At 53.0% G+C, this 22,264-nt stretch carries 19 protein-coding genes; 8 read left to right on the top strand and 11 right to left on the bottom strand.

Annotated elements, in window-relative coordinates; all coding sequences use genetic code 11:
* Positions 1–7 precede the first annotated feature (7 nt).
* From BGP77_RS03655 to BGP77_RS03640, 4 genes are all read right to left on the bottom strand, one after another.
* Positions 8–571: a hypothetical protein gene (locus tag BGP77_RS03655; RefSeq protein WP_146171186.1), complete on the bottom strand. Its 564-nt coding sequence runs from the start codon at positions 569–571 to the stop codon at positions 8–10.
* Positions 572–627: 56 nt separating this feature from the next.
* The gene (locus BGP77_RS03650) at positions 628–1,737 is read right to left on the bottom strand and encodes a GGDEF domain-containing protein (protein WP_146171185.1); all 1,110 of its coding nucleotides are present in this window, start codon (positions 1,735–1,737) and stop codon (positions 628–630) included.
* A gap of 109 nt (positions 1,738–1,846) precedes the next feature.
* Positions 1,847–2,329: a peptidylprolyl isomerase gene (slyD, locus tag BGP77_RS03645; RefSeq protein WP_108163378.1), complete on the bottom strand. Its 483-nt coding sequence runs from the start codon at positions 2,327–2,329 to the stop codon at positions 1,847–1,849.
* 226 nt (positions 2,330–2,555) lie between these two features.
* Positions 2,556–3,167 (bottom strand): alpha/beta fold hydrolase, encoded by a 612-nt coding sequence (locus tag BGP77_RS03640; RefSeq protein WP_108163377.1) that lies wholly within the window; start codon positions 3,165–3,167, stop codon positions 2,556–2,558.
* 111 nt (positions 3,168–3,278) lie between these two features.
* Here BGP77_RS03640 and BGP77_RS03635 point away from each other — a divergent pair, with 111 nt between their 5' ends.
* Positions 3,279–4,067, top strand: a complete 789-nt coding sequence (locus BGP77_RS03635) for a hypothetical protein (protein WP_108163376.1) — start codon at positions 3,279–3,281, stop codon at positions 4,065–4,067.
* Here the strand turns inward: BGP77_RS03635 and BGP77_RS03630 are convergent.
* The gene (locus tag BGP77_RS03630) at positions 4,055–6,556 is read right to left on the bottom strand and encodes an EAL domain-containing protein (RefSeq protein WP_108163375.1); all 2,502 of its coding nucleotides are present in this window, start codon (positions 6,554–6,556) and stop codon (positions 4,055–4,057) included. The genes BGP77_RS03635 and BGP77_RS03630 overlap by 13 nt on opposite strands.
* A 274-nt stretch (positions 6,557–6,830) precedes the next feature.
* On the opposite strand from BGP77_RS03630, the gene BGP77_RS03625 reads away from it, so the two are divergent.
* Positions 6,831–8,477, top strand: a complete 1,647-nt coding sequence (locus BGP77_RS03625; protein WP_158269257.1) for a methyl-accepting chemotaxis protein — start codon at positions 6,831–6,833, stop codon at positions 8,475–8,477.
* Positions 8,478–8,615: 138 nt separating this feature from the next.
* Positions 8,616–8,852 (top strand): GlsB/YeaQ/YmgE family stress response membrane protein, encoded by a 237-nt coding sequence (locus tag BGP77_RS03620; protein ID WP_108163373.1) that lies wholly within the window; start codon positions 8,616–8,618, stop codon positions 8,850–8,852.
* 480 nt (positions 8,853–9,332) lie between these two features.
* Here BGP77_RS03620 and BGP77_RS03615 read toward each other — a convergent pair whose 3' ends face one another.
* Together BGP77_RS03615 and BGP77_RS03610 are read right to left on the bottom strand one after the other, a co-directional pair.
* Positions 9,333–11,000 (bottom strand): alpha/beta hydrolase, encoded by a 1,668-nt coding sequence (locus tag BGP77_RS03615; RefSeq protein ID WP_233252287.1) that lies wholly within the window; start codon positions 10,998–11,000, stop codon positions 9,333–9,335.
* Between the two features lie 432 nt (positions 11,001–11,432).
* Positions 11,433–11,864: a helix-turn-helix domain-containing protein gene (locus BGP77_RS03610; RefSeq protein ID WP_108163371.1), complete on the bottom strand. Its 432-nt coding sequence runs from the start codon at positions 11,862–11,864 to the stop codon at positions 11,433–11,435.
* Between the two features lie 91 nt (positions 11,865–11,955).
* Between BGP77_RS03610 and BGP77_RS03605 the strand changes: the two genes are divergently transcribed.
* Positions 11,956–12,813 (top strand): SDR family oxidoreductase, encoded by an 858-nt coding sequence (locus tag BGP77_RS03605; RefSeq protein WP_108163370.1) that lies wholly within the window; start codon positions 11,956–11,958, stop codon positions 12,811–12,813.
* Between the two features lie 103 nt (positions 12,814–12,916).
* Here the strand turns inward: BGP77_RS03605 and BGP77_RS03600 are convergent, their stop codons facing one another.
* The 3 genes from BGP77_RS03600 to BGP77_RS03590 all read right to left on the bottom strand — a co-directional run bounded on the left by BGP77_RS03600 (position 12,917) and on the right by BGP77_RS03590 (position 15,536).
* Positions 12,917–13,729: a hypothetical protein gene (locus BGP77_RS03600; protein WP_108163369.1), complete on the bottom strand. Its 813-nt coding sequence runs from the start codon at positions 13,727–13,729 to the stop codon at positions 12,917–12,919.
* Between the two features lie 142 nt (positions 13,730–13,871).
* Positions 13,872–14,243, bottom strand: coding sequence for a hypothetical protein (locus BGP77_RS03595; RefSeq protein ID WP_233252286.1), 372 nt, complete (start codon positions 14,241–14,243; stop codon positions 13,872–13,874).
* A gap of 276 nt (positions 14,244–14,519) precedes the next feature.
* Positions 14,520–15,536, bottom strand: a complete 1,017-nt coding sequence (locus tag BGP77_RS03590; protein ID WP_108163367.1) for a glutamine synthetase beta-grasp domain-containing protein — start codon at positions 15,534–15,536, stop codon at positions 14,520–14,522.
* Between the two features lie 246 nt (positions 15,537–15,782).
* Here BGP77_RS03590 and BGP77_RS03585 point away from each other — a divergent pair, with 246 nt between their 5' ends.
* The 3 genes from BGP77_RS03585 to BGP77_RS18190 all read left to right on the top strand — a co-directional run bounded on the left by BGP77_RS03585 (position 15,783) and on the right by BGP77_RS18190 (position 19,698).
* Positions 15,783–17,369, top strand: coding sequence for an alpha/beta hydrolase (locus BGP77_RS03585; RefSeq protein WP_233252285.1), 1,587 nt, complete (start codon positions 15,783–15,785; stop codon positions 17,367–17,369).
* A gap of 103 nt (positions 17,370–17,472) precedes the next feature.
* Positions 17,473–17,784, top strand: coding sequence for an antibiotic biosynthesis monooxygenase (locus BGP77_RS03580; RefSeq protein ID WP_108163366.1), 312 nt, complete (start codon positions 17,473–17,475; stop codon positions 17,782–17,784).
* Between the two features lie 333 nt (positions 17,785–18,117).
* Entirely contained in the window at positions 18,118–19,698 is a 1,581-nt protein-coding gene (locus BGP77_RS18190; RefSeq protein ID WP_108163365.1) for an alpha/beta hydrolase, read from the top strand.
* Between the two features lie 13 nt (positions 19,699–19,711).
* Here the strand turns inward: BGP77_RS18190 and BGP77_RS03570 are convergent, their stop codons facing one another.
* Positions 19,712–20,926, bottom strand: coding sequence for an SIP domain-containing protein (locus BGP77_RS03570; protein ID WP_108163364.1), 1,215 nt, complete (start codon positions 20,924–20,926; stop codon positions 19,712–19,714).
* Between the two features lie 216 nt (positions 20,927–21,142).
* Between BGP77_RS03570 and BGP77_RS03565 the strand changes: the two genes are divergently transcribed.
* Entirely contained in the window at positions 21,143–22,258 is a 1,116-nt protein-coding gene (locus BGP77_RS03565; protein ID WP_108163363.1) for a serine hydrolase, read from the top strand.
* Positions 22,259–22,264: the final 6 nt, after the last annotated feature.

The following is a 22,264-nucleotide window of genomic DNA, read 5'->3' as shown; positions in this document are numbered from 1 at the left end:
GTGGCGGTTACAACACAGTACGGCCGTATATTCCCAGCAGCATGGCGACGGACACAACCCCGGTTGCCGGAAATAAAATCAAGAAAAATCGCACTGGGTGATACAGGCCGGATGCGCCAGCCAGTAAACCAATGCCACCGCCGCCGCCGATCATCCAATTGCCGGGTAAATTCACCAATACCACCAGTACCCAATAAGGGTGTGCGACCAGATAGCGCTCGGAAAAACGCAGCAGGCGTGAACGGATGCGGTCGTCATCGGCCGATTGAAACGCCTCATCCAAACGCTGCTGCAATCGCTGAATGACCGGCCAGTCACGCAGGTTTTGCCCTAAGACAAAAGCGACCAGTAAGCCCACTGGGGTTGCCATCCAGATCGCAACAATACCCGGGGTGCCCAAGGCTGCCATGACCATCCAGCCCATTTCGACTGCGGGTACAAAAGGTATGGCCAGCGCCAGCGCGTAGATGGCTGCGGTCAGCACGATAACCCAGGTTGTCGAAAGTCCACGCGCTTCCAGCCAGTCCATGACCAGACCTTTGCCATCGGCAAAAAACAGCAGCCATACCATTGCTGTTAATGCGGCTAAAGCCAATATTCGGCGTGAATAAATAATCAAGTTATTACTCAATAAGGCGGCGCCAACTGTACATCGGAATGGCTGGCAACTTCTGCCGAAGTCATGGTGGGATCGGCCAATATCAAATGGACTTTGGGTGTTAGGCTGCGGGCTTTTTGCAGGGCAGATGTTAGGCGCTGCAATAAGCTCGGTGGTAGTTCATTGGCGCTGGCCAGGGTTGCTCCGATACTGACTTGAATTCGCTCGTTGTGACCACCCAGATCGAACGCCAGCCGTGTGGATGAGTCGTGTATCTGTAGCGCCAGTTCCGTAATACCGGCGGGCTGAATGACGGCATCGCTGGCGAGCATTAATTGGTGCTCAGTGAACCGGCCTACAAAAAGGTTGGCGTTGGTTTCGGTACGCAAACGTTGCACCAGCTTGCGGATCAGCTGATCACCGGCATCCTGACCCAAGCGGCGACTGATTTCAGGGTAGTCGTCAATATCGACCAGAAAAACCGAAAACGGACGGCCTTCGTTAAACCAGCCGGCCAATTGTTGCATCAAACCATGACGGTTCGGTAAACCCGTCAAGGTGTCGATCAGCGCTAACCGTTCCAGCTGCGCCCGTTGTTGTAACAGTCGGTGAATAAAGAATCGGCAGGTAATGGCCATGCACAACAGGCAAACAACCAGGTCGAGCCATTTGAATCGATGAATCTGCTCAGCAGAAATGATCAGCCAGGGATCGGTCGGCTCAGGCAGAATAAAACACAGGCTGAGTAACGCCAGCGTCAAGGTGAGCAGGCTGATTTGCCATTCGCGTTGCTGCGGAGGCAGCACCATAAAAATCAGCGCAGGTACCATGATGAAATAGTATTCGGCACCTTGGCTGTCATTGAAGCCATAAAGATTGATGATGGTGATGTCGAGCAGCACCACCAAGGTCATCCAGACGGATGCAAACAGCGTTTTGCCCAGATAAAAGCCAATGATGCCCAGAAGATGAAGCCCGGCACAGAACACAGGAAACAGGGCCATCATCGGATGGGTGTCGGTCAGGCGTAATAACGCAGCGTAGAGGAGATAGACCAGCAGAAGCGCCCACAACATGATGCGAGTGGCGAGCTCTTGCAGCTGCGCATCGCTGGGCACTGCCATAGGCCAGACTTTCACGATTGAATCTCCCGCTGATGGAAGGAACGCAGATCAATCTTCAGCGGTGAGATTGACCCTAAGGTCTCAAGGTTGTCAAGGCGCCTGGCGGCGCCTTGTTGGGTTTCGATCAGTGGTCGTGATCGTCGCCGGAATGAACATGTCCATGTTCAAGCTCTTCCGCTGATGCTTCACGGACTTCCTCAACGGAACCTTTGAAGCTCAGTGCTTTGCCAGCCAGCGGGTGGTTGCCATCGACGGTGACCTGTTCGTCAGCCACCTGAGTCACGGTGACTTGCAGCGGGCCGTTTTCAGTCTGAGCGGTGAAAACCATGCCTTCTTCAACCTTCTCCACACCCTGGAAGGCTTCTTTCGGTACAGACTGAACCAAACCATCCTGGTGTTCGCCATAGGCTTCTTCAGGCGATACGGTGACGTCAAAATTGTCGCCAACAGCCAAGCCAGCCAGCGCGTTTTCCAAGCCTGGGATGATATTGCGGTGGCCATGCAGATAGACCAGCGGCTCGCGACCTTCGGAGGAATCGACGACGACGCCGTCTTCATCCTTAACTTCGTAATGGATGGAAACAACGCATTGGTCAGCAATGTTCATAGGAAACTCCTGTTGGAGGTGGCCGTGCGATCACGGCCCGAGAATTTATGGCCTCATAAGGCCTTGAGGCCCCGACATCGGTCCGGTTGCGGTCCGGGCCAGAGAGGACCATCTCAGTGAGGATGGTCAGGGAGCACAGATGCGACGGCGTCGAGACAGGTGCAAGAATACCAGCGGCGCGTCGACCAGAAAAGAATAGAGCCCAATGTGGTCGCTTAGATCAGCGTTAAAGTGCTGAATATTGATCGATAAAGGCACGCGTTCGCTGGATGGCACTGTCCAGGTTGTCCGTGTGAGTCAGTCCGCTGGCCTTGCGCGGTTTAAGACTGTGATCGCCATCGGGCAACCAATGCACGTCAATGTGGCTCGGCAAACGATAACCTTCCACCTCATTGCGATTGCCCAATGCATCGCGCTCGCCCTGACAGATCAATACCGGACAGCGAACCTCTGGCAGATGATCCAGGCGCTGTTTTTCCGGCTTGCCGGGTGGGTGAAAGGGGTAGCCATAAACACAAACACCGGCAACCTCTAGCTCCGCTGCCAGCAAGGTTGCCATACGGCCTCCCATGGATTTACCGCCGATAAACACCCGCGGTGTGTCCAACTCGCTGAGCACATCTTGGAAGTGACTGAGCAGCTTGGGGGCTCGATCCGGTGGGCGTTTGGTGCCGGTTTCACGCCGTTGTGCCATATAGGGAAATTCAAAACGAAGCACTCGAATGCCTTCCTGGCCTAAACCTTCGGCCAATTGGTTCATAAAATCGGAGTCCATAGCGGCGCCAGCACCATGGGCGAGCACGAGGGTTGTACCTTGGTCGGGACCATTCGTCAGCATGAGGTATCCTTATTCGCGAATAACGGCATGCTAAAGGCAGAAGCGGTCACTGTGTAGCGCTGTGGTTTTCTTTATACTGACGGTCGATTCATAGGGCAGTCAGTGTTGATCATGTTTAAGCCAACCTTAATTACTGTTGTGATTCTCCTGTTAGCCGGCTGTAGTGCGGTTCCTATTCAGGAAGTAGACCCGGCCGATCTGGATATCAAAGTTGAGTATCGGCATCAGCCCGATACCGTTGACCTGCGTACCCAATTGCGGGCGGGAATGTGGAGCCGTCGCGTGAATGCCGACAGTAACGGCTTGGAGGTGATTACCGCTGGCGGCGAAGTCGTGCGGTTAAAGCCTGGCATTGAAGAGGGCGATTATGGCGCCCAGCTGGAACCGGATTTTGGGCCTTATCAGCTCATTCTGCCGAGCGTGGCGCAAATGACGTTACCGTTGACCGAGCCGGTCACCCTCAATGGGCAGGCGCAAATCGCCGGTCAAGTATTTGATCGCAGCGATGAGTTGTCCTTAGCCGTGGCCGGTCAGACTGAACGGGTTCGTGGCTGGTCTTTCACCGCCTATTGCGGCGCTGAATATTGGACGCTGGATTTGTCGTTAGCGCAGGATGAAACCGAAATACAACTGCCGCTGGCCACCTTGATGCGCCAAATAAATGCGCGGGCCGAGGCGGACCTGGCTGGCCAAATACCGGTCAAGGTGACGCTTTGGGAATCGTATCAGCCGTCCTGGGTTGAGCCTTTCCGTCCCGGCGTTGCCAGAGCGGAAGACAGTGTCGACTTCACCGTGGACACCGCCAGCTTTCGGGTCAGCGGCAACTTCAGGCTGGCGTTATCAGACAACCTGTCCATCGGTGTTAGTAATCAGGCTTGGCCGGTTCGCTATTGCCATTGAGGCAGCTTGATGGACGCAGCTTGTTGCAGCCAGCCGTGCAGCTGGTGCAATGGCATGGGGCGGGCAATCAGATAGCCTTGGGCGCGGTGGCAACCCAGTTCACGGCACAATGACAGGGTGTGTTCATCTTCCACCCCTTCGGCCACGATCAACGCACCCAAAGTCCGGGCGAGTTGGACGATGGCCGTCACAATGTGTTGGTCCGTTTGAGACATGCTCAGAGCGCGGACGAAGGCGCGGTCAATTTTGATTTCATCCGGTTTGATGCGTGATAAGTAAGCCAGAGATGAATAGCCAGTGCCGAAATCGTCGATGGAAAGCAGGCATCCCAACGCCCTCAGTCGCTCCAACGTATCCAGGCAGCGATCGGTTTGTTCCATCACCATGGTTTCGGTGATTTCGACTTTCAGTCGACTGGGTGAGAGCCCGATGTCATCCAAGCAGGAAATTAAATCTCTGCCGTCGACCTCAGCGATCAAATCCAGCACGGATAAATTAACCGACAACGGCCAGCTGGGTGATTGTGGATCGGATTGCCAACGGTCGACTTCCGCCAACACATAGCGGGTTAACGCGGAAACCCGGTTCATCTGTTCAGCCAACGGAATGAATTCAGCCGGTGATACATCCCCGAAAACCGGGCTTTTCCAGCGCAACAGGATTTCACCGCCGGTCACCTCGCCCGTGTTTAAATCGATCACTGGTTGCACATGGCAACTCAGCTCACCTGCCTGCAACGCCTGTGGCAGCGCTTGGGCCAGGCCAATTCGGCGTTGAAAGACGGTATCTTGTTCCAGGCTATAGGATTGAAAGGGTATTCCCTGCTGGTGACCGCTCACTAAGGCGACGTTCAAGCGCCGTAGAATTTCGTCTAACGCTTCCGGTTGAGAACCGACATGAAAACAGGCCACTTGGCTTTCCAGTTCAAAGGACTGCCCGTCCACTTCTAAATCCAAATGGCTTAAGGCGGCCAATCGTGCTTTTAGGTCGGGCTGGCGTTGTTGGTCAACGAGAACCAGAAAGCTGTCGTGGGAGAACACAGCCAAAGAGGCATGACGATAGCCGGGTAAACGCTCAACCCCTGGCAGCTGATTAAGACCTTGATTCCAATACTGCATGGCTTGGACGCTGAGTCGCTGTACCAGGCCCGGACCGAGTAGTTGCAGTAAGGTCCGAAAGCCGTTCAATTGCACCAGCAGCACGACAGGTTCTGACGCGTCGTTACAGAGTTTTTGCCAATGCTCGGAGAGTTCTTGGTCGATATATGGCCGGCCGGGTAAGCCGGTGGCCGTATCGGTGAGCAGTAAGATGTGCTGTCGTTCTTCTAAGAACCTCAGGCGCGCAGCAACGGCAAACGCCATCAATAACAACTCTAACAGCGCTGAAATGAAAAAAGCGTTGAGCGCCAAGTCGGAGACGGGCCACAGACCAGAGTACGCCAGAGTGCCGACTGACCCACCAACAACCTGCACAAAAAGCGCAGCAATCAGCAGACGAGCCGGGTGATAACCCGCACGCTCCTGGCGCCAGGCAAACCAAAAAACCGGCACAACAACCAATAACTGCGCGAGGATATAAAAGGGTAGAACCACGCGATCTGGCCAGGTCAGTGAGGCGGCGACGCCAATCAACTGAATGAACGGGATGCCATAGCGAAACCGTATTGTCTTGGGCGGCGCCGGGTCACCTTGACTCAGAAAAGCCAACGCAAAGCGGTACAGCAGTAATTGAATGATGAAGTTCAGCGCCAGGATGTGATTGCTGAACCAGGAAACCATCGAAGCGGGTAAAAATTGATAGCCAAAGCCTTGCAGCGAGCCGACATAAAGAATGAGCAGAGCATGAAAACTGACTAACCAGCCTTGGGTTGAGTCGAGTCGGCCAAACAATAAAACCAAATTAAAGGCCAGCAAGGTTGCCAGAACCGCAAACATCGACCAGTCGATGGCAAAGTGTTTGCGTTGCAAGGATTCCCAACGAATATCGGGGGTAATGCGAACGGCCAGCGCAATGGGTGTATCGGACTTGAGCCGGGCCATGAGGTGGTAGTGTTGTTGGCCTTCCAGCAATATTGGAGCATTGAATCGTTCATCGGCGGCTAGGCGAGCGTAGTTGGGCTGATTGCGACCTAACGGCAGTGTTTCCAGAATGTCCCCGTCGGGACTCAGCAGGTACAGGTCCAGTTCTGCCAGAATGACGTTCTCATTCGATAAGTAATAGCGTTGCAGACCCTCGTCCGTGTTCTCAATATCAAACAACAACCAGACGGCTTTCCCGGTCAAGCCCGGTGGGGTGGTGGTGTTATCGGCGGCCGACAGTGCCAGCCAAGCCTGTTCCGGCCCTAAACTGGGATCGGCAACCCAGGTGGCATCCGGTTCGGTAAGCCAACGACTGGGCATGTCTGCCGACAATTGATGACCAGCGAGCACCGGGCCTGACAATGCCAAACCCAATAGCCACGCTAATGCCTGCTTACTCCAAGCTGCCATCAATACACTGTGCCTCAATAAAACCGTTAACGCGTAAACGATACGAATCCGTATCAGTCTAGCCCGCTTTCGCCGGGCATGCTGCTCTGTTCAGGCATTGTTCGCGCCACCACCAATAAGGAACATAGCGTCTACCACTTGGAACGCTGTTTGGCTCGATTCCTTCCCGTCTGGGCCGATTACTTCCTAGACGTTTACACGATAAACTGCCTGTACCGCTGCTCCAGGGACTGAAGCTCGGACACTCTCATTCATGTCGCAGCAGGACATTCCCATGACTTGGCTCAGAAATCTGTCGATCGCCAATAAGGTCCGCCTGCCCTTGGCGCTGATCTTGTTGATGACCTTGGTCATGACGGTTGGAGGGATTCAAAGCATGCTGGCACTTAATGCCAGTTCAGAAACTCTAATCAGCCGTTATCAACCAGCGCAATTGGCGCTGGCTGACATCAAATCGAATTTATACCGGGCGCTGGTGGCACAGCGTGATTATATCCAGGGGGGGAACTGGGGTACCCCGCGAGATCAAATGGATGCCTATCGAGACCAGCAGCAAAATGGCATTTCCTTTACCCGAGAGGAAATCGACCGGTTGCGTGGGTTGCTCACCTCTCCGGAAAACCAGGAATTACTAGACGGCATTCTGGCATCGGTTGATGAATGGGAATCTCATTCCACCGAAATATTAGAACTGGCCACCGACGGCTTAGCTTCAGTGGCCTATCAGATCAGTATTACTGACGGTGAAGCGGCGTTTTCTGCGGCCAATACGCTGGTCGATGATTTGGCGCGACAGGTGAACGCAGAAGCCCAAGCGCAGGGTGACAGCGCTATTGCTCAGGGTGACAACACCATCTATGCCTTTCTGATCCAGCTGCTGCTGGCGTTGGTGGTCATATTGGCGATTGGCGTCTTGCTGCCGAGGTCGCTGTCTCGGCCGATCATTCACCTGCGTGATCGACTCAGCGATCTGGCTTCCGGTGAAGGTGATTTAACCGCGCGGTTGACCCTGAGCCAGCGCGATGAAGTGGGTCAATTGGCTGAGCACTTCAATCATCTGATGGAAAAACTGCATCACTCTATGGCCCGGGTGACTCGCGTTAATCGCCAGTTACTGGACAGCGGCCACACCATGAATTCCGCCAGTCGCAGCAACATCCATCTGGCCCAGCAACAAGAAGAATCCATGGACCAAGTGGTGACAGCCGTTGAGCAGCTCCATGGTTCCGCTCGGGAAATTGCCAGTAACGCAGAACGCGGTGCTGTGAGCGCTAATGAAGCGCTGGACAGTGTTCGTGATGGTACAGAGCGGGCGGAACAGGCCAACCAACGGATGCAAACTTTGATGCACGGTCTGAACGATGCTTCAAGTGCGACCCATAACTTGGCGGATGAAGCGGAAAATATCGCCGGCGTTTTGGAAGTGATTAAAGGTATTGCAGAACAGACCAATTTGCTGGCGCTTAACGCAGCGATTGAAGCGGCGCGTGCAGGTGAGCAAGGGCGAGGCTTTGCCGTTGTTGCGGATGAAGTTCGTTCATTGGCCAGTAAAACTCAACAGTCGACGGAAGATATTCAAGAACGCATCGAGCGATTGCAGGCTGGCGTGAATCAGACGGTCGAATCCATGAACCGGGGTACCGAACTCGGTCAGGAAACGGTCTCGGACGTCAGTGAAACGACTCAGGCGTTTCAGAAAATTCAGACGTACATGCAAGAGATTAACGACATCAGTACCCAGATCGCGACGGCTACAGAAGAGCAAAGTCAGGTGGTGTCGGGCATCAATGAGAACTTGCAATCCATTGCTGATTATTCAAAAGAAAATACCGGTAACTCGCAGAAAATTGATCAGGCCGCTGATGAACTGACGCGTCAGTCCGGGGAAATTCAGTCTGTTTTGGATGGTTTTAAACTCTAGGCGCATCATGCGCCTTTGGTGTTATGTCGAGGAAGTGTGTGTTCGTTCAAATTTACAGCCCTTGTAATTTCGCCGAACAGAACCACGTCTTAGTGCATTAATGGTTTTACCGTGACATAACACGAAGGAGAGACATTGATGAATGTGATTATTTTCTTATTAATTGGTGCCCTGGCGGGTTGGCTGGCAGGACAAATTACTCAAGGCGCAGGCTTTGGCATTCTTGGCAACATTGTCGTCGGAGTGGTCGGTTCGTTTATCGGCGGTTTCGCGTTCAGTTTGCTTGGCTTTACCACCTGGAATCTACTGGGTTCTATTGTCACGGCCACGGTCGGTGCGGTGATTTTGCTGTATATCGTCAGGTTGGTGAGCTAAGTGATCAGTTCGGTAGATTGACACTGCAGCATTGTAAGCGCGTTATCGCATTAAAAAGCAGCTTCGGCTGCTTTTTTTATGGATTGCGTGGTTGCAAAAAAAAACCCTCACTTTCGTTGCCAGTAGATGGAGAACATTGAAAGTGAGGGTGAATAGGCGGTTCTTGCGGAATCGCTTTAGCGTTTTCTGTTTCAGGTAAAAATGGCATCCTTGCCAGGCCTCCGTGCCTCAGCTTCCCTAGCTGGAGGGCGAGTCCATTACCAGCGACAAAAATTATGAACCATCGACGTTTGATTGATCGTGGTAAAAACCGTTGTATTTTTTGAATATTTATCCAAATAACATTCAATCGTTTGAGAAAATCCATATATCTACCTGCCGTTGAGCGGTGTCACTCAGAGGTTTGGTGAGAAGCCTGTATCACCATTCGAAAATCGACTGCTCGAGCAACGTTGTTGATTCTGTTGGCTGTAGCACCGTTTAGTGTCGGGCAATAAAGTCACGCACCGCTTGAAGAAAATCCGTCGAGGCGGGTTCCCTTCCCAGTAGCGAATGACTGTCACTGTTCAGGCCGACAAATTCGGCGTTCGGAATGTTGGCCGCCAGATCGAGCCCATCGTTAACCGATACTCGCTGGTCGTCCCTGGAGTGGATGACAAGCGTTGGCACGGCTACCATTGGCAATAAATCCTGAACGTTGATGTGGTCGAATATGGACATGAAACGGGCTGCATTCTTAGGAGACGTGCTGGTTTTTTGGAAGTCATTAAACCAAGCCGCTTCGCTGCTACTGGCACTGGGCATAAACGTGGACGAAAAAATTTGACGATAAGCCGGGTTGTCACGTGACCATCCCATTTCGGTTAAGGTAACAACCGCTTCTCTTTCGCGTTTCAACATTGCGTTGTTGCTCAGTCCATAACCTTTGGCGTAGCCGCCAAACAAAATCAGATGGCTGACTTTGTCAGGGTGTGCGACGGCATAGGCGATTGAAAGTGCCGCACCTTGTGAAATGCCTAACAGCGCAAACCGGTTAACGCCACAGGCACCCACAACCGCTTCCAAATCTTTAATAAAAGCCGGGAAGGAGAGGTCTGCAACGCTCCAATCCGATAACCCGCAACCACGTTCGTCATAGCGAATAAAGCGATGGTCTGACGCTAAGTCTCGAAATAAAGGACTCCAGATGGGCGCATCCCAGTCATGCTCCAGGTGATTCAGCCAATTGGCTGCTTTCACGATGGCAGGTCCGTTGCCGACAGAGGCATAGGCAATGCGAACACTGTCTTCTGTTGTGCAGAACTGAATTTTTTGCCGCCGGGCTAACGAATAATCTTGAGGGTTTCCTATCTCGGTGACGGTAGAACGCGCGTTGTTTTCCGACCGTTTTTTGGGGGACCACTGAATTCCGGCCGTGTGAAACCGTTTGGTTAATTTAATCGATGTTGTGCTCAGTTCCTGAGCCATGCCAATCGATTCCAGAAGTGTTATTAATCGGGTCGCCGCCGACGGATTGTAGGGTTCTAACTCCTCCCATTTGCGAGCCCACAGCAATTGCTTTGACGCCGTTAGTTCCGGATGATTTGAAAGCCGGGACATGACTTTCGCTCTCAACTGGGCCGCCATTCTACGCTGGGCAGTAAGCCACTGTTGAAACAGATCCTGGCCGGGAAGGTCTAGCCCATCGAGAAAGGTTTCTTGCAGTCGTATCGTTAGATTTTCCAGCTCTGTAGGCGATATAAACGGATCGTTTGCTTTCATTTCGATGTCACGAATGTCGATGGAAATGTCGTAAGTCAGCAGTGAAGCGCGTTCTCTATCGGAGACCAGTCGTTCTTTATCGGGTACATTGACGATTTGCCGGATCTTGCTTAATGACCAGCGCAAGGTGCTGCGCGGGTCGTCTGGAAGTTTCCAGAACACCTCGCACAGCCGGTCCCGGCGGTGAGGTCGTGCCGTCACCGCGAGGTAAGCGAGAAGTGCTCGGGTTCTTTTGGAGGGCGGCAGGGCCACGGGGATACCATCGTTACTGATGGCCAGATCACCCAAGGTCTTGATCGATAGTGTCATTGTCCAGCTTCCTGATTCATCGAATGTAAATGCACCCATTGCCCGTTCAAATTTCAAACGTAAGAAACGAATTACCACGTTCGTTCAAACGCTGAGTCAAACGGCAACAAGATAGATTGCGTTGGTGTGCAACGACGTGCAGGAAAATGAGTCGGGATAGTTGGAAGGGTGATCTGGCAGACAGTCGTATGGAAGCCGAATCACGATGCCTATTCTGAACTACATGAATTATTTTTTGCAATGACTAAGTCAATATTTTCTTAATAAAGTGACGTGATCAGTGGATTATATTTTCTTAATTCAGCGTGGCTATAAGCTGGCTATCTCAATGGATTGACGTTTTTCTCGACGTCGTAGGAGGGTCTTTTATTGACCCAAATACGTTGGATGTAGACCGTCTTATGCATGATTTATGGCTGGCTGGGTGTCATATTCTAAGCGTATGGATAACCATATTATTCAAGCTATCTGAGTCGTTAATTAATCAATATCGGCATTATAAAGCACCGATTATTTGGCAAAGTTCCAGGGTTCGCCTTTGTTTTGATCGTATTGCTTTTGGTGTTCGGTGACTTCTTCAATGCGGTTTTCGACGAAATCCGCTAGCTGAGTAACCAGCAATGCACTTTCCCGTCCGAGGTGGGTCAAACTGTAGTCCACATGCGGCGGTAAAACCGGATGCATGGTTCTCTTAACAAAGCCATCGCGTTCGAGGTTTTGTAGAGTCTGGGCCAGCATTTTCTCACTGATACCTCCGATCATCCGTCGCAATTGACTGAATCGATGGCTGGGCTGTGCCAACAGGGCAGCTAAAACGATAACCCCCCATCGACTGGTCAGATGCTGAAGAACGGGACGGGAGGGGCACTGGCTGGCAAAAATATCACCACGGGCCAAAGTGGCACTCAAGCTGCGCCAGGGATGTTCCTGTTGGGTGCTCATAATACTAACCTTTTGGTTGGTACTTACTAAAAGTTAGTGGTTAGTCTAATCTCATTGCCACTGGATGACCAGTCACTATGAGGAGATAACGATGATTGCCATAACCGGTGCCAGCGGCCAATTGGGACGCTTAGTACTTGATCAACTGCTGCAAACCACCGCAGCCAATTACATTGTTGCACTGGCTCGTAAGCCAGAGGCGCTGGCCGCATATGCGGATCAAGGCGTGATGGTTCGTTTTGCCGACTACGATGATCCTGCAACCCTTCCTGCCGCATTAGAGGGGGTTGAAAAGCTGCTGTTGATCTCGGGCAGTGAAGTGGGAAAACGCGCGCCTCAGCATCAGGCCGTCATCGATGCCGCCGCTCAAGTGGGTGTTTCCTTGCTGGCGTACACCAGCATTCTGCACGCCGATCGATCCAGTTTGATGCTGGCGCAGGAGCACCGGGCGACCGAAGCAGCCCTGCAGTCCAGCAGTGTTCCGAGCGTCCTGTTAAGGAACGGTTGGTACAGTGAGAACTACACCGGAACAGCAGCGATGACCATTGATCAGGGCGCTCTCTATGGGTGTGCCGGTGAAGGTCGCATTGCCAGTGCTTCGCGCGCCGATTTCGCAGCGGCTGCAGTGGCAGTGTTGACGTCGGATCAGCCGCAGGCAGGCAACGTGTATGAACTGTCAGGCGATGCCGCTTTTAGCTTGAGTGAGTATGCCGCTGAGCTGGCCAGACAAAGTGGGAAAGCCGTTGTCTATAACAACCTGAGCCAGGATGATTATCAGGCGCTGTTATTGAAAGTGGGCCTGCCAGAAGGGCTTGCTGTCATGCTGGCTGACTCGGAAGGCGGTGCCGCTCAGGGTGATCTCTTTGGCGATTCGGGGGATCTCAGTCACTTAATCGGTCGAGCAACCACGCCGATTGAGGAAAGCATCCGCGACGCATTAAAGGCCTGATTCTGAGGTCGTGCTCAATAAAGTCCCAGTGCTCAGGCTGAGTCGCTGGGACTTTGGCTGTAGGAACCTACTGAACCAGCAACCAAAAAAATCGACAGTTGATTTATTTGGCGCTGATCCAGCCCAATTGACGAAAGAAAATCTCTGGTGCCGGACCAGACAGCGCCTGTTTCTTTGTGTCGATGCCATCTTTTATCGATGACGTCGAACCTATTTGGAGGTCCGAAGAATGATTGTCATCGTCATCACAGACGTCTGCTTTAGCCAGGGCGTTTACATAAGCTGACTGTGCCCACTGCCCGGAGTCTATTCGGCGGAAAATAAAGGCCGCACCTGTATAGCTGGATGCGGTAGTTCCGTGTTTCTTTGGATGCGCTGAACTAAAGTCGTCCTCAGCAATGGCCAGAATATTATTACGGTCATTTAGGTGAACGGCAAAACCGAAATATTCGCAGATTTCAATGTCAGTGGACTTTAAATAGTTGATCGTTTCGGTGAGTTCAGTAGACACTGAAATCAGGGGTGAATCAGTAAAACCCTGCTCATTGAATGCTCTGAGTACATACTGAGCATTGAGTCGGCAGTATAACGGCGTTGTCCATACTAAAGACTCCCTGCCCGGTAAGATGTAGGGCCCTACTAGCTTAAATTCTGCTTGGCCATCGATGCGTTCCAGTAACTGATAGTGGCTGGCACCGTCGACGTCGCGCCATTGAAAGCGCAGGTTGCGTGCAGACGAAAAACGCAGATTAATTTTTGGCACTGCCGGTGTCATTAAGGTGGCCGTGTTTATTGGCTGCGGTGATGTTATCTGCCGTTTCTTTTTCCCTTTGTTTACTAGCATCAAAGTAACTGCAAAGAAGATAAGCAGAGCTGCGACTTTTGACAGCAGCAGGAGATAATCGGAGTAACTCATGGTGGGGTCTCAATAAAAACTGGGATGCTGGTGAATGCTTCAGATAGAGGTGGTGGGGCCCAATCGCATATTCCCTGCTCTTGAACCCCACCCGAAAGACGTCCTTGTCGCGGGAGTCCCTTCCCGGCCCTATCCCCGACTCTTAAGGCTGTGCAACGAACCAGACGTTGCCGACGCCGTGACCATTGGTATCGCCTTCTTTGCGATCGCCAACCCAGGTGTATAGAGGACGACCTTTGTAGGTCCACTGCTGGCTACCATCGTTACGATCAATGATGTCGAAATCGTCCTCAGCAGAAGCCGTAGCGGCCGCAGTAAACGGAGGCCAGTTATCGGCGCAGCCACCGTTGCAGTTTGAAACTTCAGGAGCGTCGTTGATGAACGTGTAGAGCGTCATGCCATCACGATTGGCCAGGACAGTACCCTGGCTGGTGCTGACTTCTTGGGTGAACTGATGGTTGTTGCCATAAGCATCGGTTGCACAACCGGCGGCCGTAATAACGGCCAGAGTCATGGCAGCTCCAAAAGTAGTCGCTTTCATTTTTTCTCGTCCCTTTTCATAAAATTACTGAGCGCAGTGCGCTGTTTTAAAAACGGAGTCCCTGGCTAAGTACCGATGACCCTCCGGTAACGTAATCGCCTTCAAAGAGTGGCCCTTTTGGGTAACAGGCATTTGCTCATTGGCTTTAACAGTCATCCAGACGACGCAGGTGTTGAACCTGGATGCACGGAAAAATAATTTTTTTAAATGCTTTCTCGGATCGGTCATGAAATGGATGACGCAATCGCATCAAGCCGTGCGATCCAGGTGACCGTCGAGGTCATCTGCCAGCATGAGTCCGACTAAGTAGTTAGCTAATTCATAGGGGTCGGCATCGGCGCAAGGACGGTGATCGACTAAATACCCGCAACCTTGCTGCACGACCGAAGGTGGAATGCGAACAGCCGCCGTGCGTTGGGTAATACCGGCACTGAAATGCCAACCTATATCAGGCTGGCAGTGGTAACTGTGGGGTTGTCGCTGTGAGCTGTTGTCGAGTAAGTACGAAACCGCCTGGATGGCATTGAGGCCACAACGCGGATCCCGTGTGTAGCGTGTCGAGAAGCTGGTATGGAGGTGTGCATAGCCTTGCTCAAAATGGTAATGCACATCGAGACCGGCTTGCTCAGCCAGACGTGCCAACAAAAAGCGAGCCATCCATAAATCATCGGACGTTTTGAGAGCGTCACAGACGTCGCCGGCAACGCCACGAGGTCCCATTTGAAAACGCCAGTTATTGTGAGTGGACTCCGAGTTCATACCGTAAAACAACAGGCCAGCCTCCAGGCAGGCCCGAGCGTGTGCTTCCACGACGGAGCAGGTATCGAAGGAGCGTGAGGCAACACTGCAATACGCCGATTTATCATCAGCCGGTGTTGGCTCGGTGCTGCCTTTTCGAGTGAAGTGATAAGGCTGCTCGAAACCGACCCACGGATCGAGATCGTTATAGGTATCGTCCATCAGTGCCCTGAACGGGGCACGCTTATTAGAGATGTGTGTGCAACCGCCAGCGTCCAGGACTTCGCACAATACTAAATAGTGCCCCTGCCCTCGCAATGGATCGGCATAAAGACGAACGGGAGAAAGAACGCAATCATGGTCGTGGCTGTCGGCTTGGGCTGTCAGAGTGCCATCGAAGGACCAGCGCGGCAGGTCGTCAACGGTAGGCGAATCTCCCAAGGACAGAATACGGGCTTTGCTTCTCAAACCCGGCGAAGGTTCATAGCCGTCAAGCCAAATGTATTCGATGATACTGAGCTGGTTCATGAGCGCAGGGTCCTGAGATTCCCGGTTGGTTGAAGGCGTCCTGCTGGCACAAGGCGTAATGGAAGGAATCGGCCGCACCAGCTCGATGGGCGGGAATATAGGGTATGATCGTTTGAATAATCGTTTGAAAAACGAGAAAATTTCGATCTTATCGTGTGAAAAATCGTGGTATTTGTGACGAAATGTTAAAAAACCACGTCTGGTTCAACTTTTTACTTACTCGCTGACCCTTGGAAAACGGACACCGTGAAACTGACTTTGCAGACCCTGGGTGAGTTTAGTATTGCCTGGGATGACCAGCCGGTCGCCTTGCCGTCATCAAAACGAACCCGTGCCCTGCTGGCCTATCTGGCGATGACTGCCCGGCCTCACCGGCGCGATCGTTTGTGCGAGGTGTTCTGGAAGTTACCTGATGACCCTCGGGGCGCGTTGCGTTGGTCGCTCAGTAAGATCCGTCGTCTGGTCAACCAGTCAGACGTAGAGCGTCTGGCCGCTGACCGCGAGCGGGTTGCTCTGTTGACGGCGGATATTGAGATTGACGTCCGTTGTCTGGCCCAACGGTTGGAAGAGCCAGGGCTGACCATTGATGCTCTGATAGACATCGACCGTCAATTACAAGAGCCATTGCTGGATGGTCTGGACTTGGCGAATCAGGAGATTTTCCAGCAATGGCTGAATGCCGAGCGACAGGAAGTCACACGGTTGCGTGCTAAGATCGCCGGTCGTCTGGCCCATCACGACGACATTGACGTCACTGTGCAGTTGGACTGGGCACTCAGTTGGTCCGAATTAGATCCCTTTTCTACACAGGCAGCGCATCGGTTGTTGGAGCTGTTGCAGGTGTCTGGCGACTCGGAAACCTTTGCTAAGACCGCCACTCAATTAACCCAGCGCTTTCGCAACGCCGGTATTCCCTGGTCTCTCAAGTTACCGGATCAGGTTTCTAAGGCAGATCCCGCGGTTAATCCTGATGTGACTGAGCGCGAATTACTGGCCAGACAGAAGATTCAGTTTTGTGCCGCCGCCGATGGTGTGCGAATTGCCTATGCGTCAGTCGGCAATGGGACGCCTATTGTGAAAGCGGCAAACTGGTTAAGCCATTTAGAGCACGACTGGGATGCGCCCATCTGGAGCCCCTTGTTTCGAGAGTTAGCCCGAGACCATCGGTTCGTTCGTTATGACGAGCGAGGCAATGGGTTGTCGGACTGGTTGGTCGGCGAACTTTCGTTCGATGCGTTTGTGACCGATCTGGAAACCGTGGTCGATGCCAGTGGTGTTGATCGATTTGCGTTGATGGGCATTTCACAAGGCGCGGCGGTTTCCATCGCCTATGCGGTCAAGTACCCAGAGCGAGTCAGCCACCTGATTCTATTTGGTGGCTATGCCACCGGTTGGCGTGTTGATGCAACCGAAATTACCCGGCGTGAACGCGAAGCCATCATTACCCTGACCGAGGCGGGTTGGGGCCAGGATAATCCGGCTTATCGACAGATTTTTTCCTCGACTTTTATGCCGAGTGCCAGCGCTCAGGAGTTGGCCTGGTTTAATGAATTTCAACGGCTGACCACATCACCGGAGAACGCAGCACGGTTTTTGTCGGTCTTTGGCGATATTGATGTCCGTGAGCAGCTGGCCCAGGTTCAGGTTCCAACCCTGGTAATTCATTCTCTGGGTGATCAGCGAATTCCCGTCAGTGTTGGTCGTGATATTGCTGCGGCTATACCGCACGCGGAATTTGTTGGCTTGGAAAGTGATGGTCATTTGCTCTTAGGGCGTGAAGCTGCTTCGCAGGCATTTGTCAAAGCCGTTCGGGATTTTATTGCCAATAATTAATTGAACCGCTGTTCGATAATTTGTTGGTAACTTAGCAGGCCAGGCTAAGTCGATAACGTTCAACCGAAACCGATGAATGATGCACAAGGTATATTAAAAAATCATGTTCGCTAATACGCCGAAGCCACCTTATTACGCCGTGATATTTTCGTCCGAATTAAGTGATGACGTCTCAGGCTATGAAGTCATGGCCGAACAGATGATAACGTTGGCAGAACAACAGCCGGGGTTCCTCGGCGTAGAGTCTGCCCGAAGCGAAATTGGCATCACAGTATCGTACTGGTCAAGTCTGGAATCGATTCGAACTTGGAAGCAACAGACGCAGCACCGTCAGGCGCAGCAATTAGGTCGAGATCAATGGTACCGTGATTTTCGGGTGCGGATTGCCAGGGTCGAACACGACTACAGTCTGTGATTTTCACCCGGTTTTGGGCAGGGTTCAGTGCTGTGGGAGTGGCTTTCAAACGCAGTAAGAGTGGTCCGATCATGATAGCCAATGGTGAGATAAGTTTGTTGTTTGAAATAAAACCAAGTAGTTTTGAAAGGATATAACGAACAAAAAAACCGATCGACCTGTATCGGTTTCGACACTATAAGCATCAATTTTATTCAAAAAATCAGGGCTGATTTCCGGATAATTCGTGCTAAAAACACAAAATTTTGCGTGATCGTTTTCAATGGATTACCTATTGAATGATTGAAACGGTCGAATTGATAAATCGCATTGTATGTGCGTAGGAAATTCAGCGTGAACTTGATTGTTAATACCCTGGGTGAATTAAGTATTACCCGGGATGGCCAAACCCTGGCATTACCCTCGTCCAAACGGACACGAGCCCTGCTTGCTTATCTGGTGATGACTGCTCGAACCCATCGCCGAGAACGTCTGTGTGAGGTGTTCTGGAAATTACCGGATGACCCCAGAGGCGCACTGCGGTGGTCGCTGAGCAAAATTCGTGGACTGGTCAATCAGGCTGATCAAGAGCGATTGGCTGCGGATCGAGAGCGTGTGTCCTTGGTGTCGGATGATATCGCCGTGGATGTTCGTATTATGGCGTCCCAGCTTGATGAGGGTCAGCTGTCCACTCACGAACTGGAAAGCATGCGTCTGAAGCTGCAAGAGCCTTTATTGGATGGTTTGGATCTGGCGGATCAGGAGCTGTATCAGCAGTGGCTGAGCAATGAGCGTCTGGCGGTTAAGAAATTGCGTCTGCGCGTGTTGTCGTTGCTGGCACAGCACCCTCAATACAATCAGCATGAACAATTGCATTGGGCGCGCGCCTGGGAATCCATGGACAGCTATAACACGAAAGCCGCCCGACATTTATTGACACTGCTTGAGACGTTGGGGTTAGAGCCTGAGTGGCAGTCTATGCGCACGCAACTCGCCCAACGCTTCCAAAATGCGGGCGTTGAGTGGGTTGATCCTGCCGTTATCCGGGCCGCTCAAGAAGCGGCTAAGCAGGATATTCCGAAGCGCCGGAAAGAATTTGCATCGCGACAGACCATACAGTTTTGTACCGCCCCCGATGGCGTTCGGTTGGCCCATCTGTCGACGGGGTCTGGACCGACCGTGGTTCAAGCGGGACATTGGATCACCAGTTTGACGCAAGACTGGGATGCGCCCACCTACAGTTCGCTCTATCGAGACTTGGAGCAAAATCATCGGCTGGTGCGGTATGACCAGCGAGGGTGCGGGTTGTCGGATCGAGACATCGGCCGGTTTACGCACGATGACTGGGTCAGCGATCTGGAGACCGTGGTCGATGCCAATCAACTGGATCGTTTTGCTCTGTTTGGTATTTCGCAAGGGGCGTCGGTGGCTATCGAATACGCCGCCCGTCATCCCGAGCGGGTCAGTCATTTGGTGTTGCTCGGTGGTTTCCCGGTAGGTTGGCGCAATCGCTCTTTGGAGTCGGCGCGCGAAACCAAAGCCATGATCGATATGAGCATGGTGGGCTGGGACAAAGACGACCCCATTGTGATTCGCTTGTTGGCGGTGTTGCTGATGCCCAATACCAACATCAGTGAGTTGAATTGGTTTGCCAACTATCTGCGCGATATCACCACTCAGGACATGGCCCGACGCATTTTGTATCTGGTGGGGGAAACCGATGTCACCGAGCATCTGGCGAAGGTTCAGGCACCGACTCTGGTCGCTCATTCGCTCGGCGACCGGGCTATTCCCGTCAGTTCCAGTCGGGCCATCGCCACGGCCGTCGCCAAGGCTGAGTTTCTCGGTTTGGAAAGCCAGAACCACATTATGTTCGGCCGGGAACCGGCAGCGCAGGTGTTCACCGAAACGATGCTCGATTTCCTCAGCCGCTAGCGAACCGTCGTTCTTATTGAGCGGCGTTGCCGTCGCTTTGTTCCCATTGCTCGGTGTCTTGGCGTTTAACGGTTTTGTGGTCGTCTTCGTTAACGCCCATTTTCCAGTAGCTGGAAATATAAAAATGGCTCTTGGGAATCTCGGCTGTTTCGCGAAAGTGCTGACGCAACGCGCGCATGGAATTGAATTCACAGGCCGCCCAAACCGACGGCGTTCCCGTTAACCAGGGCAGTTGTTTCACTGCATCTACCAAGCGCTGTCCGCTGGGGTCGGCGCTGGGGGCGATGACCCAGTGCAGTTTCACGCCAGGCGGATGTTGCAACGGCTGAATGTCGCTGTTGTCGGTCACTTCCAGCACAACATGTCCTTGAGCGTTGTCCGGCAACTGCTCCAGATTGACGCTGATGGCCGGCAGCGATGTCATATCGCCGACCAGTAAAAACCAGTCTGCCTCAAAATTAACCATCTTTTTCGGACCCGGACCGCGGATATCAATGCGCTCACCGGGCTGGACGGTTTGTGCCCAGTGCGATGCCAAACCGGCCGGTTCGTGCAGTGCGAAATCAACGTCGATTTCATCGTCGCGTTGGTGACGAATGGTGTAGGTGCGCATCAAGGGTTTGTCGTGGCCTTCGCGCGGAAACAGAAACTTGAAATAGGCGCTGGCCTGGTCGGTCGGAAAATCCGTTGCTTTCAGTCCGCCTAAAGTAACGCGCTTCATATGAGGGCTGACATCCGTCGTGCGGATAACTTCCAGTTGTCGTTGGGCAGGTGCAGGCATGGCTGAGCTCTCCTGGGGTGAACTGGCGGGTGACACATTGGTAATCATGCGCTGCGCCAGTGACATAAATTGAGTGAGATCGTCGGCGTTCAAGGTGTCGGTCAAACGGGCAACCGCTGCTTCTTCGGCGTGTTCCAACTGCAAACGCAGCGCCCGTCCCGTGGCCGTCAGCTGCAACAGTTGGCTGCGACGGTCGTTCGGGTTGTGCTGACTTTCGATTAACTGCGCATCACGCAATTCACCGAGTGCGCGGGTAATTTGCGCTTTGTCAGCACGCATGGCACCAGCAATTTCCCGAGCCGTACAGCCGGGTTGATGAGCAATGCCTTTCAGCACCCGGATATGCGTGACGGGCCAGTCGATACCCGCACGGCGAATCGTGTCGCGCAGTTGCGAGCGGTAAGCATGCATCAGCTGGTGAAGGCTTTCGCTGAGCCGTGTCGACATAAATGAGAACGCTTATCAAAACTATTCGCGGCGGATTGTGCGCGTCATAGTTGACAGTGTCAACCGATTTGCAGTCTCTGGTCATGCGTCATGGCATACGCCAAACTAGCCGCTTTGCTGCCAATTAGGGCGTCGGCTGTGTTGCCACCGCACAGTGTCATTGCCGTGCCGTCGCCTGGCGATGAGTCCTACTGATATAACCGAAGGAACGTTATTGTGCCCTGGAAACCTCAGATTGCGGCGCTGGCCATGGTGTTGCTCAGTGCCTGCGCGTCGAACGCGCCACCGCTTCCTATTGCTGAGGATGATCCGTTGCCCAGCGCCACTCCGGCCGACGTGGGTATGGTGGACGATTATCTGCAGCAGCTGGATGCCGATCTGGCGCAGGTCGAGGATCACCAGCTGCATTCGGTGCTGGTGGCTCGCCAGGGGCAGTTGGTATACGAGCGTTATTACAACGGTTACGCTGCCAACACGCCGCATGACTTACGTTCGGTGACCAAGAGCATCACGTCGTTGCTGACCGGTATGGCGGTGGATGACGGCGCTGTATTGAATGTTGATCAGCCCATGATGGGTTATCTGGGCGAGGCCTATCCACAGGTTGAGAATAAAGGCGGCATCAGCCTTCGGCACCTGCTGACGATGTCGTCCGGTCTCGACTGTGACGATCGCGATGGGCAGTCCCGCGGTCAGGAGGATCGCATGTACCGCCAGCGCGATTGGGTGGCGTATTTTCTGGCGCTGGAGAGCGTTGCACCACCGGGCCAGTACAGCGCGTACTGCACGGGCGGTGTCGTTGCACTCGGTCGGGTGATCAGCGAAGCGACCGGTCTGCCGGTCGATCAGTACGCGCAGCAACGCTTATTGTCGCCGCTGGGCATTCGCAATGTTCGATGGGCGCGCTTTGATGGTGATCGCCAAATCGACACGGGCGGTCATTTGCTGATGACACCTCAGGCGCTGGTCAAAATAGGTCAGCTGATTTTGCAGCAGGGCCAATGGCAGGGTGAGCGTTTAATGAATCCGAACTGGATCGCCGAAGCCACCACACCACAGATGCAGGTCGATGGTACCGACTATGGCTTTCTCTGGTGGTTGCACGAGGTCGATTACGGCTTGCAGCCAGTGCGCATCATTGCCGCCCGGGGGAATGGTGGTCAGACGTTATTTATCGCGCCACAGTTTGACCTGGTGGCGGTGATGACGGCGGGTTATTACAACAATCCCGAGGCATCCGTGGTCGATCGTATTTTCTTCAATGCCATCTTGCCGTCCATTCCCGAATTGCGGGCAGCTGCGCAACGCACTGTGCCTGACGTTGCTGAATAAGGAGTC

It is taken from the genome of Saccharospirillum sp. MSK14-1 (assembly GCF_003054965.1).
Lineage (GTDB): Bacteria > Pseudomonadota > Gammaproteobacteria > Pseudomonadales > Natronospirillaceae > Saccharospirillum.
Note: the sequence above shows the minus strand (reverse complement) of the source record. Positions and strands in the feature narration are given on the sequence as shown.

What these genes read in the sequence shown, in the direction of transcription:
- BGP77_RS03655 (WP_146171186.1), bottom strand. Translation starts at nt 571, where the DNA reads ATGGTATGGCTGCTGTTTTTTGCCGATGGCAAAGGTCTGGTCATGGAC.
- slyD (WP_108163378.1), bottom strand. Translation starts at nt 2,329, where the DNA reads ATGAACATTGCTGACCAATGCGTTGTTTCCATCCATTACGAAGTTAAG.
- BGP77_RS03640 (WP_108163377.1), bottom strand. Translation starts at nt 3,167, where the DNA reads ATGCTGACGAATGGTCCCGACCAAGGTACAACCCTCGTGCTCGCCCAT.
- BGP77_RS03635 (WP_108163376.1), top strand. Translation starts at nt 3,279, where the DNA reads ATGTTTAAGCCAACCTTAATTACTGTTGTGATTCTCCTGTTAGCCGGC.
- BGP77_RS03630 (WP_108163375.1), bottom strand. Translation starts at nt 6,556, where the DNA reads ATGGCAGCTTGGAGTAAGCAGGCATTAGCGTGGCTATTGGGTTTGGCA.
- BGP77_RS03625 (WP_158269257.1), top strand. Translation starts at nt 6,831, where the DNA reads ATGACTTGGCTCAGAAATCTGTCGATCGCCAATAAGGTCCGCCTGCCC.
- BGP77_RS03620 (WP_108163373.1), top strand. Translation starts at nt 8,616, where the DNA reads ATGAATGTGATTATTTTCTTATTAATTGGTGCCCTGGCGGGTTGGCTG.
- BGP77_RS03610 (WP_108163371.1), bottom strand. Translation starts at nt 11,864, where the DNA reads ATGAGCACCCAACAGGAACATCCCTGGCGCAGCTTGAGTGCCACTTTG.
- BGP77_RS03605 (WP_108163370.1), top strand. Translation starts at nt 11,956, where the DNA reads ATGATTGCCATAACCGGTGCCAGCGGCCAATTGGGACGCTTAGTACTT.
- BGP77_RS03600 (WP_108163369.1), bottom strand. Translation starts at nt 13,729, where the DNA reads ATGAGTTACTCCGATTATCTCCTGCTGCTGTCAAAAGTCGCAGCTCTG.
- BGP77_RS03595 (WP_233252286.1), bottom strand. Translation starts at nt 14,243, where the DNA reads ATGACTCTGGCCGTTATTACGGCCGCCGGTTGTGCAACCGATGCTTAT.
- BGP77_RS03590 (WP_108163367.1), bottom strand. Translation starts at nt 15,536, where the DNA reads ATGAACCAGCTCAGTATCATCGAATACATTTGGCTTGACGGCTATGAA.
- BGP77_RS03580 (WP_108163366.1), top strand. Translation starts at nt 17,473, where the DNA reads ATGTTCGCTAATACGCCGAAGCCACCTTATTACGCCGTGATATTTTCG.
- BGP77_RS03570 (WP_108163364.1), bottom strand. Translation starts at nt 20,926, where the DNA reads ATGTCGACACGGCTCAGCGAAAGCCTTCACCAGCTGATGCATGCTTAC.